A 14,009-nucleotide genomic window follows, 5' to 3' on the forward strand; every position below is an offset into this window, starting at 1 on the left:
CGCAGCGTCCTACGTTACCTATGACCCCTACCGCCCCGGCGCAACCTGCGTCGGCGCGCCCTCGTAGCCCTTTCCTACCCTTTTGTGCACCCGGCCCACGGCCTATGTCCTACCCTTTCGAGACCATCGAGCCCAAGTGGCAGCGCTACTGGGACGAGCATCAAACCTTTCGCACCCCCGACGACATTCCCGAGGACGCCGAAAAGTGCTACGTCCTCGACATGTTTCCGTACCCGAGCGGCTCGGGGCTGCACGTAGGCCATCCCGAAGGCTACACCGCCACCGACATCTTCGCGCGCTACAAGCGGATGCAGGGCGTGCACGTGCTGCACCCCATGGGCTGGGACGCCTTCGGCCTGCCGGCCGAGCAGTACGCCCTCAAAACCAACACCCACCCGCGCGTCACCACCGAGCGCAACATCGCCACCTTCAAGAAGCAACTGAAGCGCCTCGGCTTTTCCTACGACTGGCAGCGCGAAATCAACACCACCGACCCCGACTACTACCGCTGGACGCAGTGGATCTTTCGGAAGCTCTACCAGCGCGGCCTGGCCTACCAGAGCGAGGAGCCGGTGTGGTGGTGCGAGGAGTTGGGCACCGTGCTGGCCAACGAAGAGGTCATTGATGGCAAAAGCGAGCGCGGCGGCTACCCCTGCGAGCGCGTCCCCATGCGGCAGTGGGTGCTCAAAATTACGGAATACGCCGACCGCCTCCTCGACGGCCTCGACGCCCTCGACTGGCCCGAGAGCACCAAGCAGATGCAGCGCAACTGGATTGGCCGCAGCGAGGGCGCGCTGATTCACTTTCCGGTGGTGGGCCACGATGCCACCATCGACGCGTTTACCACGCGCCCCGATACGCTCTTTGGCGCCACCTACATGGTGCTCGCCCCCGAGCATGACCTGGTGGACGCCCTGACGACCGAGGACCGCGCCGATGCCGTGAGCGCCTACCGCACCCAGGCCCTGCGCAAGAGCGACCTGGAGCGCACCGAGCTGCAAAAAGAAAAAACCGGCGTCTTTACCGGCGGCTACGCGCGCAACCCGGCTACCGGCGAGGAAATTCCGGTGTACGTGGCCGACTACGTGCTCGCCTCCTACGGCACCGGCGCCATCATGGCGGTGCCCGCGCACGACGAACGCGACTTCGACTTCGCCAAGGCGTACGACCTGGAGATACGCCCCGTCATCGAGGGCGGATCGGGCGACGACGCCTACACCGACGACGGCTCGCACATCCGCTCGGCCAACGACGACGTGGACCTCAACGGCCTGGACACCGACGCCGCCACCGACGCGATCGTTGACTGGCTGGAGGCCACCGGCTACGGCCGCGCCAAGGTGAACTACAAGCTGCGCGACTGGCTCTTTAGCCGCCAGCGCTACTGGGGCGAGCCCTTCCCCATCCTCTTCACCGAAGAAGGCGAGGCGAAGCCCGTGCCCGAAGACGAGCTGCCGGTTACCCTCCCCGACATCGACGAGTTTAAGCCCAGCGGCTCGCCGGAAGGCCCGCTGGCTACGGTGGAGGACTGGGTGGACACCGTTGATCCCGATACCGGCCGCCCCGCCCGCCGCGAAACGAACACGATGCCGCAGTGGGCCGGGTCGTGCTGGTACTACCTCCGCTTCATCGACCCCGATAACGACACGCTGCCCGTCGATCCGGAGAAGGAGAAGTTCTGGATGCCGGTGGACCTCTACATTGGCGGCAGCGAGCATGCGGTGCTGCACCTGCTGTACGCCCGCTTTTGGCACAAGGTGCTGTACGACGCGGGCGTCGTGTCGACCAAAGAGCCCTTCCAGAAGCTCGTGCACCAGGGCCTCATCCTGGGCGAGATGGAATACACCGCGTACGTCGATGCCACGGGCGCGCCCGTCTCGGCCGAGCACGTGGAGGACGGCATTGACACGCGCACCAACCAGTCCGTCACCGCGCAAAAGCTAGACGAGGATGGCGTCACCAAAGACGGCGACCACTTTGTACGCGCCGACGACCCCTCGATTCGGGTGGACGCGCGCAGCCACAAGATGAGCAAGAGCCGCGGCAACGTGGTGAACCCCGACGACGTGGTGGATCGCTACGGCGCGGATGCCCTTCGCCTCTACGAGATGTTTATGGGGCCGCTGGAGCAGGTGAAGCCGTGGAGCACCGACGACGTGGACGGCGTCTTCCGCTTCCTGAACCGCGTGTGGCGGCTGATCCTCGACGAGGACACGGGCGCCCCCTCGGAAGCACTCACCGATGCGGAGCCCTCGCGCGCCCAACGCCGCGCGTTGCACGTCACCATCAAGAAGGTGACCGAGGACATTGAGGCGCTGCGGTTTAACACGGCCATCGCGAAGATGATGGAGTTTGTGAACGCCGCCTACAAGTGGGATGCCGTTCCGCGATCGGTGGCCGAATCGTTTGTGCTGCTGCTCCACCCGTTTGCTCCGCACATCGCCGAGGAGCTGTGGGCGCGCCTCGGGCACGACGCCTCGCTGGCCTACGAGGACTGGCCGACGTACGTGGAGGAGTACCTGAAGCGCGACGTGGTGCAGCTGCCGGTGCAGGTGAACGGCACCGTACGCACGACGCTGGAGGTGCCGGCCGATGCCGATGAGGCTACCATCCTCGAAACGGCGCGGGCCGACGACAACGTGGCGCGCTTCTTGGCGGGGAAGACGGTGCAACGCGAGATCTACGTCCCCGGCCGCATCGTCAACTTTGTGGCGTCGTAACAGCGCGGCCGCCGTTGGTCAACTGGCCACTCGGGTAGGTTCGCGCAACGGCACGCCCAACCTCCGGAAAAGCAACACCTTTCTTGTCATCGCGAGGAATGAGCGGAGGGAGTGACGTGGCGATCTCCGTGTACGGAGGTAAACATCCCATTGCGGAGATTGCACCACAGGCATGACCTAAAGGCCCCCGCGCTCACTCCGTTCGCTCGCAATGACATTGTGGGGTGGACGAAAAATCATGCGTCGATGGTTCAAATGGCTGTTCGGGCGCGACCGGGCAACAGCACGCCCAACCTCCGGAAAAGCAACACCTTTCTTGTCATCGCGAGGAATGAGCGGATGCGAATGACGTGGCGATCTCCATGTACGAAGACCAACGGTTCATTGCGGAGATTGCCTTTCAAAGATCAACTCTTGTGCTTGCTGTACGGTACGTTCCTGCCCGTCTGCGGAGATTGCCGCGCTCACTTCGTTCGCTCGCAATGACAACAGGGTGGAATGAGGGAGCGATCCGTCAATGGTTCAAATGGTCATTCGGGCCGGTTTGCCCTTCTGCCCGCGCAACATATCAACAACAGAAGGAGGTGACGCGGAAGCTACAAGCCCCCGGCGCTAGTCCGTCGCCTCGCGGCGCGCGCAGAGAATGAGGCGCGGCTGCGTAGCATCGTAGGGCGCCCCCTCGTACGACCCAAACGTGTCGACGAGCGTCAGGCCCACCGCCTCATACATCTGGCGGAAATCGTCGCGCGTGTACAGCCGCACCGACTCGCGGTAGGTCGTCGACGCCCCGTTCGTCCCCACCGTGATGGTCTTATGCACGCGGCCGTCGGCAATCCACCGGCGCTGCCGCACCGTATGGCCCGCCACCGTGTCCACCGACTCCGGCGCGAGGGTCGCGCGCACCTGGGGCGCATTCAGAAAGTCCTGCACGAACCAGCCCCCCGGCCGAAGCGCCGTCGTCATGGCCGCAAGCGCCTGCTGGTTGTCGGCATCGTCGGCAAAGTAGCCAAACGCGGTAAACAGGTTCACGACACCATCGAAGCAGCCGCGGCACACCGGCACGCGCATGTCGCCGGTGCGAAAGTCAATCGAGAGCCCCTCGGCCGCGGCCTGGCGTTTTGCATCGCGGATGGCGTCCTCCGAGAGGTCGACGCCCGTCACGCGATACCCCCGGCGGGCCAGCGCGCGGGCGTGGCGCCCGTGCCCGCAGCCCACATCCAGCACGCGGGCCGCTGCAGACGGCCGTGCCGTCGCCTCGATCAGATCCACCAGCTGCGCGGCCTCCGCCGCATCGCGGTGCGCGTACACCTGTTGGTAGAGCTCACTTCCAAACCACGTCTCGTACCAGGCCATAAGCAAAGGCACCGATGAACAGACCCGCTTCGCTGTTGCGCTACGCCTCGGCCGCATCGGCCCGAAAGGGCGCCAGCGCCTCGTCGACCGGGCGCGCCTCGGGGTACCAGCTGATGATCGCGCGGATGACCTCGTCGAGCAGCGCATCCGGGCACGAGGCCCCCGAGTTCAGAATCACGTCGACCGGCGTGTCGTCCACCGGAAACCAGTGAGCGGTCGTCACCACGGCCTCCGCATGCAGGTCGAAGTGCTGAATCTCTGCCGGCCCGTCAAACTGCTGGGCGTCCGAGATGAAGTACGTGGGCATGTGCTCCTCGCACAGTTCCACCAGATGGCTGGTGTTCGACGAGTTGTACCCGCCCACGACGATCGCCAGGTCGGCCCCGTCGTTGATGAGCGCAAGCGTGGCGTCCTGATTTTCGTTGGTGGCGTAGCAGAGCGTGTCGCTCGTATCCGCGAAGTGCTCCTTGATCTCCGCTGTGCCGTAGCGTGCCTCCAGGGCCTCCCGCAGCAGGTTCGAAATGGCTTTCGTTTCGGTTGCCAGCATCGTGGTTTGGTTTACCACGCCCAGGCGCTGCAAATCGGTCGCCGGGTCGAAGCCCTCGGAGTAGCGATCGGCAAAGCGGGTCTCGAAAAAGTCGGCCGAGGCGTCGCCGCGAATCACGCGTGCGAGGTCTTCCGCCTCCTCCATGTTGCGCACCACCACCACCGGCCCGTGCTCCTTGGCGTGCGAGAAGGTCGCCCGCGTTTCTTCGTGGTAGCGTTTGCCGTGCACCACGATGGTGTAGTCGTCGCCGCCAATCTGCCGGCTCTTGCGCCACACCTTTTCCACAAACGGACACGTGGTGTCGTACGATTGCGTATCCACGCCGCGCGCCTCCAAGGTTTTCTCCACTTCTAGCGTCGTGCCAAACGCCGGAATGAGCACGATGTCGTCAGGCGTGAGCACATCGAAGGGGATGAGCTGCTCGCCGGTCGTAGACCGCAGAAACTGGACGCCCCGCTCCTCCAGGTCGTTGTTCACGTGGGGGTTGTGGATCATCTCCGACAGCAAAAAGATGCGCCGGTCGGGATGATCATCAAGGGTCTGGTAGGCAATTTCGATGGCCTGCTCCACACCGTAGCAGAAGCCAAAGTGCCGGGCAATTTTAAAGCGCACCGGTCCGAAGTCGATGACCGACGGCGCGAAGTCTTTCTTCCGCGGGTCGGTGGCTTTGCGGGCATCTTTGACGGTGGAGATGATGGGGCTCCGGTAAAACACCGGGACGTCAAATTGGCGCATCGCGGCAGCAGCGGGTTGGAAGTAAAAACATGCGGTAGGTGCAACGCGGGCTACGGCAGCGGGTTCACGCGCGCCGAAACTGTTTACCGGCCAGTTGCTTCACCAGCCCCTTAAACTCCAGTTGCAGGAGGGGCACCAGCGCCTCGGCGGGGGTGAGGTCGAGCGTAGCGCACAGGCTGTCGATGTGAACGGGCGTGGTGGAGAGGGCATCGTAGAGCGCTTGCTCGTTGGGCGGAAGGTCGGGCGTGGGCGCAGCGGTCGATGCGTCGGTGGCTGATGCGTCGGTATCGGAGGCATCGGGGGTAGATGCGCGGCCCGCGGATGGTGGCAGGGCGTCGGCGGGCAATACCAGCGCAAGCTCGTCGATCACGTCGTCGACCGAGAGGACGAGCTTGGCATGGCCCCGCTGAATGAGCCGGTTGGTGCCCACGCTCGATGACTTCCCCACGGCGCCCGGTACGGCAAACACCTCACGATTTTGCTCGGTGGCCATGCGTGCCGTGATGAGCGACCCACCTTTGGCGTGTGACTCTACCACGATGGTGCCCAGCGTGAGGCCGCTGACAATGCGGTTGCGCTCGGGAAAGTTGGATGCGTCGGGGGCGGCGCCCAGGGGCAATTCGGACAGGAGGGCGCCCTGCGCGGCAATGGCACGGGCCATGGCGGTGTGCTTGGGCGGGTAGATGTTGTCGATGCCGGAGCCCAGCACCGCAATCGTGCGGCCGCCCACGTCGAGGGCCGCTTGGTGTGCAGCGGCATCGATGCCGTACGCCAGCCCGCTCACAATGGTGAAGCCGCGCCGCGCCAGCCCCGTAGCCAGCTGATGCGCCACCTGCCGGCCGTAGTCGGTGCAGCGCCGTGTGCCCACAATGGCAATGCCCCGCTCGTCGGCCGCGGTGAGCGTACCGCGCATCCACAAGAACGCCGGCGGGTCGTAGATCTGCTGCAGGCGGGCCGGAAAGTCGCGCGCCCAGGGCGTAAGCAGCGTCGCGCCAAGGTCTGTTGCCTGCTGCCACTGCTCGTCCACCGCCGCGCGGTCGTCAAAGGCACGGATGGCCTGTGCGGTCTGCGGCCCGATGCCGTCGACCTGTTGCAGGGCCTGCGCGGAGGCGCGAAACACATCGGACGGTGCATCGAACCGCGCAAGCAGGGCGCGGATGCGCGACGGCCCCACCCGTGCCACAAGCGACAGGGCAATCAGCGCGCGCTTTTCGCGGGGCGTGTCGAGCGCGGGGCGCGCCTCGGCGGTAGACAGCGAGAGTTGCATAGCGAAGCAAGCAATCGGTCAGTAGGCGGATGCGGGGGCGCTGCAGCCTGCTCGTTGCAGTTGCGCGCCCAATGCTGGGCCGGCAGACCACTTTTTACTGCACACAGCGCGTATCTAGTATAGCATGCACAGCCCACAGAATCCAAACAGATTACGAGCGGACGCGGCACGCGTGTTCTGCATCCAGCCCGTAGGCGCCCTCCACACATGAAACCTGCACCGCAAAGCGTGGGTATTGGCAGTCACAACACGCCCTGCGTGCCCGTCAAGGCCGATTGGCTGTGGGACCCGTCCGCGCATGGTGTTGGTGGTCTGCCTTCTCGCAGCATCACCCTTCGCACCACGCACGATGCCCACAAATTTTCCATAGCCATATGCCAACACCCGAGATTACCAGCACCGACGCCGACGACGTGCGTGCCGCTGCGCGCGAGCGTTACGGCGTCGTACCGAGCTTCTTTGAATCGATGAACCCGTACACGGGTGCTCCGGCGGCGGTGTACATGACGGCCGACGCGACCCTCATGCAGGGCGTGCTCACACCCAGAGAGAAGCAGGTCATCCTCCTCACGATGGCCCGCTATCATCACAGCCGCTACGATGCGGTGGTGCACGCCTACATGGCCCAGAAGGTGGGCCTATCGCTTGAAACCATCGATGCGCTGCTTGGCGGCACGCCGCCCGCGGAGCCCCGCCTCAAGGCGCTCGTCGAGGCCACCCTCACGTCGTGCGAGGAACGCGGCTGGCTCGATGAGTCCACGCAGCAGGCCCTCGCCGACCGGGGCGTTGGGCGCGGCGCGCTGTACGAGATTTTTGCGCTCATCGGGATGAAGACGTTCTCGGCATTTACCGAGCACATGGCGCGCCCCGCCATCGACGGTCCGCTGCAGGCAATGGCCGACCAGCTCTCCAACCTGCCCTCGAAGCCCGATCAGATCAAGCGCGAGCGGTTGTTTCTCGGATAGCATTGCGGCCGGAGACGCCCGGCCGGCCCGCTCATCTCCACACGCACACACGCCTCTACTACCCCATGCCGACGATTGACGAAGAACGCGAAGCCGTCCGCGAATACGCCCGCGAGAAGTACGGGGGCTTCGTTCCAAACCAGATTAAGGTGCTGAATGCCTACAGCCCCTCGGCGGCGCGCACCTACACCGCCACGATGGACCTGATGAACCACGGGCGCCTTGCGGGCCCCGAGCGGGAGGCCGTCATCTTAACGATTTCGCGGTACAACGACTGCCACTACTGCGCCCGCACCCACGCCAAACTGGGGCGCGATGCGGGGCTGTCGAAGGCGGCCATCGAGGCCATTCACCGGGGCGGGCTGCCCGAGGAGCCGCGGCTGCGCACCATCGTGCGGGCTACGCGCCTGATCCTCGACAAGCGCGGCTGGCTCTCGGACGAGGAGATGCAGCAGCTCGATGATGAGGGCATTGGCCGCATGGAGCTGTTCGAGATCAACGCGCTCATCGGGCTCAAAATCTTTAGCAACTACGTCAACCACATCGCCCAAACCGAAGTGGACGACATCGTGATGCAGGACCCAGAGATACAGGAGATGTGGCCCGTACTGAAAGACATGAGCATCCCCGGCCGCCCCGACCCCGAGGCGTAGCGCTTCCGTCGCGGGCTCGTTCAGCGCGCGTGCAAGACGCGCTGGCGACGGATCTACGTGTTCTTGAACAGCCGGAAGGACTGGCGGTGATGCGAGGTGGCTCCGCGCGCCGCGAGGCCCTCGTAGTGCTGTTTGGTGGGATAGCCCACGTTGGTATTCCAGCCGTAGTGCGGATGCGTCTCGTGCAGGGCGTGCATCAAATCGTCGCGTGTGGTTTTGGCGATGATGGACGCCGCTGCAATCGACTGGCTCTTGGCGTCGCCCTTCACGATGGTGTGCTGCGGCCACGGCGCGCCCACAATCCGCTGATTGCCGTCCACTAGCAAAAGATCGGGGGCCGGGTCGCATGCTTCGGCCGCCCGGTGCATGGCCGTAAGCGCCGCCCGCAAGATGTTCAGTTCGTCAATTTCCTCCGGCGAGCATTGCCCCACCGCCACGGCACAGGCCTTCGCCTCAATCTCGGCGCGGGCCGTGCGGCGCTTGGCATCCGAGAGCGTTTTGCTGTCTTGCACGTGCTCTAGCACGCAGCCCTCCGGCAGAATGACGGCCGCCGCCACCACGGGGCCCGCGAGGCATCCGCGCCCGGCCTCGTCCAGTCCGGCAATGTGCGCATAGCCATCGGACCACAGGCGGCGTTCGTATTGCATCATGGGGCAGCGGGGGCAGCAGGAAACAGAGCAGGCGCTCGTAGAAACGCGGGCGGCGCGGTGCGTTCCCCGTCCGGCGCCCGCGGCACAGCCCCCACGCTACGACGCCTCTGCCGCTGCTTCGTTGGCGTCGCCGCCCTCCAAGATATTGCCGGCAATCTCAATGAAGTCGCGCTCGGTGATGATGCCCACCAGCTGATCCTCGCGCACCACGGGCAGGGCACCGATCTTGCGGTCGCGCATCAGCTGGATGGCCTCCATGGTGGGCGTATCGGGCGGAATGGACACCGGGTCGGTAACCATGATCTCGCGCACGGGCACGCCCCCGTCCGGCGTCTGCTCGCGCTCGGAGAGGTGCCGGAGCAGGGCACGATGGCTCACAAGCCCCACCAGGCGGTGCTGCTCATCCTCTACCAGCACGTGCCGGATGCGCTGGCAATCCATCAGGAAGGCCACAAACTCGATCGACTCCTCCTCGTGCACGGTAAACAGATCCGTGCTCATGTAGTCTTCCACGTGGGTTGTGCGCACGTTGGCCGGCGTGTAGGCATCGCCCAGCGTGGCCAGCGGCCAGGTGTGCACCGGCGCGCCCTCCACCTGACGGTCGACCATGGCCCGCGTGATGGCCCCCAGGCGTTCGGCCCGCGACCCGCTGCCGTGCATCGACGCGAGGGAATCGAGCTGCCACTGTGAGCCGGTTTGGCCCGAGGACACGCGCGCCTCGATGATGCCCAGGTACCGGTCGATGTCGTCGGTGGCAATGCCGCGGGCGTCGAGCCCGTCGCGCGCCAGATCCAAGAGGTCGTTCAGGATAACGTCGTGGGCCGGGCGCTTCCGCCCATCGAGCCACACAAACTGCGACGCCAGCCCGTGCCGCGCCGCCGCGATGAAGTTGTGGTGGGCGTCGTCGAAATCCATGATGGCCGATACATCGTCGTAGCGCTGCGCCATGCCGCCCACCATGCCAAACCAGAAGGCCGCATTCGCAATCTCGTCGGCGACGGTGGGGCCGGAGGGCAAAATACGATTTTCGATGCGCAGATGCGGCTTCCCATCGGTGATGCCGTAGCACGCGCGGTTCCAGCGGTACACCGTGCCATTATGCAGTTGCAGGGCCTTCAATGCGGGCACCTCGCCGCGCTCCAGCCGCTCCATCGGCGCCTCGTCGGCATCCGTCGTAATGAGCACCCGAAAGCGCGAGATGTCTTCTTTGAAGATCTCCGTGACCGACTCCTGCACCCAGCCGCTTCCAAAGTGCACCCGCGGACTCATCTCGCGCAGGTACAGGTTCGTCGAACGCGTGTCTACAGCCTGCTGAAACAGCGCGATGCGCGTCTCACGCCAGAGCCGCTTGCCAAAGAGCAGCGGAGAGTTTGTAGCTGCCGCCAGGCACGGCGCAGCGATGGCCTGCGCAAAGTTGTAGAAGCGCGGAAACTCGTCCGGCGTCACTTGAAAATGCGTCTGGAAGCTGGTATTGCAGCCCTCCAGCATGATCGAGTCGTGCTTCACAAACAGCTCGTCGACGCCGCGAATCTGGTACTGGCCGGGGCCGCCGCGCAGCCGGTTGAGGGCATCGTTGAGCGCGTAGTATCGCGGGCGCGGCGTGATGTAATCGAGCGTAAAGTCGGACAGGTGCGCCGTGGGCAAAATGCCCACCATGGCAATGTCGCCCCCCGCGGCGCGCACCAGCTCCCGCACGGTGTCCATCAGGTCGTTCGTCGCGGCCTCCATGTCGGCAAAACACGACCCGCCGTACACGAGCGGATCCATGTTGAACTCGATGTTGAAGCGCGTCAGCTCGGTGACGATGCGCGGGTCGGTGTTGCGCGCCAGCACCTCCTCAATGATGGGCGCCGGCTCACCGCGCTCATCCACCATAAAGAGTTCTTGCTCGGCCCCAATGCGCCGGGTCTCCGTCTCGAAGGCATCAGCATCGAGCATCGCCTCTAACGCACGTACATCTTGAATGAGGTGCTGTGTAAACGCGCGCCGCGATGCGTCGCTTGTGTCGGCATGTACGTTTTGCTCTCCCATGCGAATTGTGGGCAGGTTCGAATATTTCGTGAGGCCGTGGACGAATGGCCTACCCCGCCCGGCGTCAATCGGTCGGTGCGTAACAGGATCTTTGCGGTTGATCGGGCGACCGCCGGGCCGCGGACGACCGGCCTTCTGCACCTGCATAAAAAAGCCCGGTCCCCCACCAGAGACCGGGCTTTCAAGAAGTGCCACCGTTGAAGTGCACCCCTTAGACACGCCATCGGCGGCCGTCATAACGTCTCGCTGCAATCGTTACAAAGGTCCCGTTAGGCGAACGCATTCGACGTTTTTAATATTTCTAACACCTAAAATCCAATACCCAGTCGAATCATGTAGGCATTGAGCTCGGGCGAATCGGTGGTATTAAACTGGGTGCCCAGCGCTTCAAAGTCGGCCACCTTGGTGAGCCCAAACGCATACCGAAACTCCGGAAACAGCGTCACGCCAATCACCGGCACGTTTATTTCCACGCCGAGGCCCGCGTTGCCTGCAAGGCTCACGTCCTCCACCGCCTCGTCGAACGCGTCCTCGTCGGCGCTTGCAAAGCGCAGCACCGGCCCCGCAAAAACGTACGGCTTCACCAGCGGCAGCGGCAGCACATTCAGGCGCACATCCACCGGCACCTCCACGAGGTTCAGCTGGAAATCGTCTGCGTTATCCGGAAAGTTTGCCCCGAGGTTGTCGTAGTCGAACCGCCCGGTTTGGGTGTAGAAGATGCCCGGACGCAGCGCAACCGGCCCCAGCCCAAAATCGGCAAACAGGCCCACGTGGTAGCCGGTGGCGTTTTCGGGCGCTTCTTGGCTGATGGACGCGTCGGAGAGGTCGTTGAAGTTCAGCCCGCCGGCCACGCCAATGGTTTGGGCCTGCGCCGGGACGAGGGCCGCGCTACTTAGCAGGAGCAGGGCGATCGTCCAGCGAAAAACACGAGATGCGGTACGAAACATAGGGTTGTCGATTGTTGAGAAATCTGTGCGAGAGCAACCGCGTGGTACGAAGCAAAGGCGCGCTGCCCCCAGTTGAAAGTAACAGACCAAAAATCACAGGTCCGTGACGCTCCACGCCTGCCCCACCATCAGGGATTCGTGCAACTTGCGCGTTTCGGCGGAAGTTGACAACGGTGCACTGGCAAGTTGTCCACCCCCGCGCTCTTATGAAGATCGGCATCACGTGTTATCCCACCTATGGCGGCAGTGGCGTAGTGGCCACCGAGTTAGGCAAAGCGCTCGCCAACAACGGACACGAGGTGCACTTTATCTCGTCGTCTATTCCCTTTCGCCTGTCGCACGTAACGGGCAACATCTTTTTTCACGAAGTCAACGTGCTGTCGTACCCGCTGTTTGAGTACCCGCCGTACACGCTCTCCCTGACGAGCAAGATGGTGGATATTGCCAAGCATGCCCAGCTAGACTTGATGCACGTGCACTACGCCATTCCGCACGCAGCCAGCGCCGTGCTTGCCCGGCAAACGCTGGCCGCCGAAGGCATTCACATGCCCGTCGTCACTACGCTGCACGGCACCGACATCACGCTGATTGGGCAAGATCCCTCGTTTGCGCCCGTGGTTACGTACAGCATCAACGCATCCGACGGCGTCACCGCGGTGTCCGACTACCTCCGCCGCGAGACGCACGAGCACTTCAACATCACGACGGACATCGAGGTCATTCCCAACTTCATCGACACCGATCGCTTCCATCGGATGGACAAGGAGCACTTTAAGCAGGCCCTGTGTCCGAATGGAGAAAAGGTGATGGTGCACGTGTCAAACTTCCGGCCCGTCAAAAACGCGACGCAGGTGGTCGAGGTCTTTGCGCGGCTCGTCAAGAACGATGGCCTGCACGTGAAGCTGCTGCTGGTGGGCGACGGCCCCGACCGCTCGACGGCCGAGCGGCGCGCCCGCGACCTGGGGGTGTACGGCGATGTGCGCTTTTTGGGCAAGCAAGACCCGGTGGAGGAAATCCTCTCCATTGCCGACGTGTTCATGATGCCCAGCGGCTCCGAGACGTTTGGCTTGGCCGCGCTGGAGGCCATGGCGTGCGGCGTGCCGGTGGTTGCAAGCAACATCGGCGGCATCCCCGAGCTGGTGCGCGACGGCACCGACGGCTTCCTGAACGAGCTGGATGACGTAGACGGCCTTACGGCGTCGGCGCGGAAGCTACTCACCGACGATGCGCTGCACACCACCATGGCCAACGCCGCCCGCACGCGTGCCGAAGAAACCTTCGACATCTCGCGCATCGTGCCGCGCTACGAGGCCTACTACGAAACCGTGCGCGAACGCGCCCTCAGCAAAGCGTAAGGCCCCGTCATGCCGGGACGTGGCGTTACGACGCCCGCTTCGCTTCGAGGCGCGCGAGAAACCGCGGGGCGTCTTGGGCCTCGGGGCTCTCTGGGTACGCCTCCTGAATCTGCTTATACGCGGCCTCAGCCTCTTCATACTGCCCGGCCAGCGTGTAAGCACGGCCCGCCTCTAGCAAATAATCGGGCGTGGTGAGCTTGCTCTTGTGGTAGTTGGCCGCGTCCATGTAAAGCTGCGCGGCCTTCGCGTAGTCGCCGCGATCTTCGTGGATCGACGCCTGCCCGGCCAGCGCGGCCGCCCCCAGCACACCGTCGGTCTTCTCAAACTGCTGGTAGTAGGTGAGCGCCTGATCGTACTGTTCGGTGCGGAAGAGCGCGGTGGCCGCGTAAAACGAAGCGAGGTTGCCCGCCGCCGTGCCGTCGTACGTGTTGGCAATGGCCACGAGGCCCATCCGGTCGCCGCTGCCGTCCAGCGCTTGCTGGTAGTTGCCCGTCTCGTACGTCGGCAAAATCTGCCCCAGCTTCTGGTTGGCCTCCACCTGCTGCTGCTGCATGTAGTAGATGTACCCCACGATGCCCAGCCCCACCGCAAGCACCACAGCAAACCCGGCCAGAATAGCGCGCTGGTGCGACTGGATGTAAAACCAGGTGTCAACAGCCCGATCGGCCAATGTGGGGTCGCGCGTCTCTTCGGTGGACGGCGCAGAAGCGGGCTTCGGCGATTGCAACGTGGACATGCGAGCCAACAAACGGTTAGGTCTACGGAATACGAGGCCTTGGTGCCACC

At 64.2% G+C, this 14,009-nt stretch carries 11 protein-coding genes; 4 read left to right on the forward strand and 7 right to left on the reverse strand.

All coding sequences use genetic code 11. From position 1 onward, the window contains the following. The first annotated feature begins 104 nt into the window (after positions 1-104). Positions 105-2,720 carry a leucine--tRNA ligase gene (gene leuS / locus SALLO_RS0108900; protein WP_022835958.1) on the forward strand — a complete coding sequence of 872 codons (2,616 nt, stop codon included), beginning with the start codon at positions 105-107 and terminating at the stop codon, positions 2,718-2,720. Between the two features lie 612 nt (positions 2,721-3,332). Here the strand turns inward: leuS and SALLO_RS0108905 are convergent. The 3 genes from SALLO_RS0108905 to dprA form a co-directional block, all read right to left on the reverse strand. Continuing rightward, positions 3,333-4,073 carry a class I SAM-dependent methyltransferase gene (locus SALLO_RS0108905; RefSeq protein ID WP_022835959.1) on the reverse strand — a complete coding sequence of 247 codons (741 nt, stop codon included), beginning with the start codon at positions 4,071-4,073 and terminating at the stop codon, positions 3,333-3,335. 40 nt (positions 4,074-4,113) lie between these two features. Further along, positions 4,114-5,355, reverse strand: a complete 1,242-nt coding sequence (locus SALLO_RS0108910) for a 4-hydroxy-3-methylbut-2-enyl diphosphate reductase (RefSeq protein WP_022835960.1) — start codon at positions 5,353-5,355, stop codon at positions 4,114-4,116. 64 nt (positions 5,356-5,419) lie between these two features. Beyond that, a complete protein-coding gene (gene dprA, locus SALLO_RS0108915) occupies positions 5,420-6,622 on the reverse strand; it encodes a DNA-processing protein DprA (RefSeq protein WP_022835961.1) in 1,203 nt (400 codons plus the stop codon). A gap of 374 nt (positions 6,623-6,996) precedes the next feature. Between dprA and SALLO_RS16265 the strand changes: the two genes are divergently transcribed. Then, complete coding sequence (locus SALLO_RS16265; RefSeq protein WP_022835962.1) at positions 6,997-7,587, forward strand: carboxymuconolactone decarboxylase family protein; 591 nt, start codon at positions 6,997-6,999, stop codon at positions 7,585-7,587. Positions 7,588-7,652: 65 nt separating this feature from the next. Continuing rightward, positions 7,653-8,240 (forward strand): carboxymuconolactone decarboxylase family protein, encoded by a 588-nt coding sequence (locus tag SALLO_RS16270; RefSeq protein ID WP_022835963.1) that lies wholly within the window; start codon positions 7,653-7,655, stop codon positions 8,238-8,240. Positions 8,241-8,293: 53 nt separating this feature from the next. On the opposite strand, the gene SALLO_RS0108930 is transcribed toward SALLO_RS16270, so the two are convergent. The 3 genes from SALLO_RS0108930 to SALLO_RS0108940 form a co-directional block, all read right to left on the reverse strand. After that, positions 8,294-8,890, reverse strand: a complete 597-nt coding sequence (locus SALLO_RS0108930; protein ID WP_022835964.1) for a ribonuclease HII — start codon at positions 8,888-8,890, stop codon at positions 8,294-8,296. Positions 8,891-8,986: 96 nt separating this feature from the next. Further along, positions 8,987-10,921, reverse strand: a complete 1,935-nt coding sequence (locus SALLO_RS0108935; RefSeq protein WP_022835965.1) for a CBS domain-containing protein — start codon at positions 10,919-10,921, stop codon at positions 8,987-8,989. 308 nt (positions 10,922-11,229) lie between these two features. Continuing rightward, a complete protein-coding gene (locus tag SALLO_RS0108940; RefSeq protein WP_022835966.1) occupies positions 11,230-11,868 on the reverse strand; it encodes a porin family protein in 639 nt (212 codons plus the stop codon). Positions 11,869-12,074: 206 nt separating this feature from the next. On the opposite strand from SALLO_RS0108940, the gene bshA reads away from it, so the two are divergent. Beyond that, entirely contained in the window at positions 12,075-13,223 is a 1,149-nt protein-coding gene (gene bshA, locus SALLO_RS0108945) for an N-acetyl-alpha-D-glucosaminyl L-malate synthase BshA (protein WP_022835967.1), read from the forward strand. Between the two features lie 25 nt (positions 13,224-13,248). Here bshA and SALLO_RS0108950 read toward each other — a convergent pair whose 3' ends face one another. Beyond that, positions 13,249-13,959: a tetratricopeptide repeat protein gene (locus SALLO_RS0108950; protein ID WP_022835968.1), complete on the reverse strand. Its 711-nt coding sequence runs from the start codon at positions 13,957-13,959 to the stop codon at positions 13,249-13,251. Between the last annotated feature and the right edge of the window lie 50 nt (positions 13,960-14,009).

The sequence above is a fragment of the Salisaeta longa DSM 21114 genome (assembly GCF_000419585.1).
GTDB classification, from domain to species: domain Bacteria; phylum Bacteroidota; class Rhodothermia; order Rhodothermales; family Salinibacteraceae; genus Salisaeta; species Salisaeta longa.

What these genes read in the sequence shown, in the direction of transcription:
- leuS (WP_022835958.1), top strand. Translation starts at nt 105, where the DNA reads ATGTCCTACCCTTTCGAGACCATCGAGCCCAAGTGGCAGCGCTACTGG.
- SALLO_RS0108905 (WP_022835959.1), bottom strand. Translation starts at nt 4,073, where the DNA reads ATGGCCTGGTACGAGACGTGGTTTGGAAGTGAGCTCTACCAACAGGTG.
- SALLO_RS0108910 (WP_022835960.1), bottom strand. Translation starts at nt 5,355, where the DNA reads ATGCGCCAATTTGACGTCCCGGTGTTTTACCGGAGCCCCATCATCTCC.
- dprA (WP_022835961.1), bottom strand. Translation starts at nt 6,622, where the DNA reads ATGCAACTCTCGCTGTCTACCGCCGAGGCGCGCCCCGCGCTCGACACG.
- SALLO_RS16265 (WP_022835962.1), top strand. Translation starts at nt 6,997, where the DNA reads ATGCCAACACCCGAGATTACCAGCACCGACGCCGACGACGTGCGTGCC.
- SALLO_RS16270 (WP_022835963.1), top strand. Translation starts at nt 7,653, where the DNA reads ATGCCGACGATTGACGAAGAACGCGAAGCCGTCCGCGAATACGCCCGC.
- SALLO_RS0108930 (WP_022835964.1), bottom strand. Translation starts at nt 8,890, where the DNA reads ATGATGCAATACGAACGCCGCCTGTGGTCCGATGGCTATGCGCACATT.
- SALLO_RS0108935 (WP_022835965.1), bottom strand. Translation starts at nt 10,921, where the DNA reads ATGGGAGAGCAAAACGTACATGCCGACACAAGCGACGCATCGCGGCGC.
- SALLO_RS0108940 (WP_022835966.1), bottom strand. Translation starts at nt 11,868, where the DNA reads ATGTTTCGTACCGCATCTCGTGTTTTTCGCTGGACGATCGCCCTGCTC.
- bshA (WP_022835967.1), top strand. Translation starts at nt 12,075, where the DNA reads ATGAAGATCGGCATCACGTGTTATCCCACCTATGGCGGCAGTGGCGTA.
- SALLO_RS0108950 (WP_022835968.1), bottom strand. Translation starts at nt 13,959, where the DNA reads ATGTCCACGTTGCAATCGCCGAAGCCCGCTTCTGCGCCGTCCACCGAA.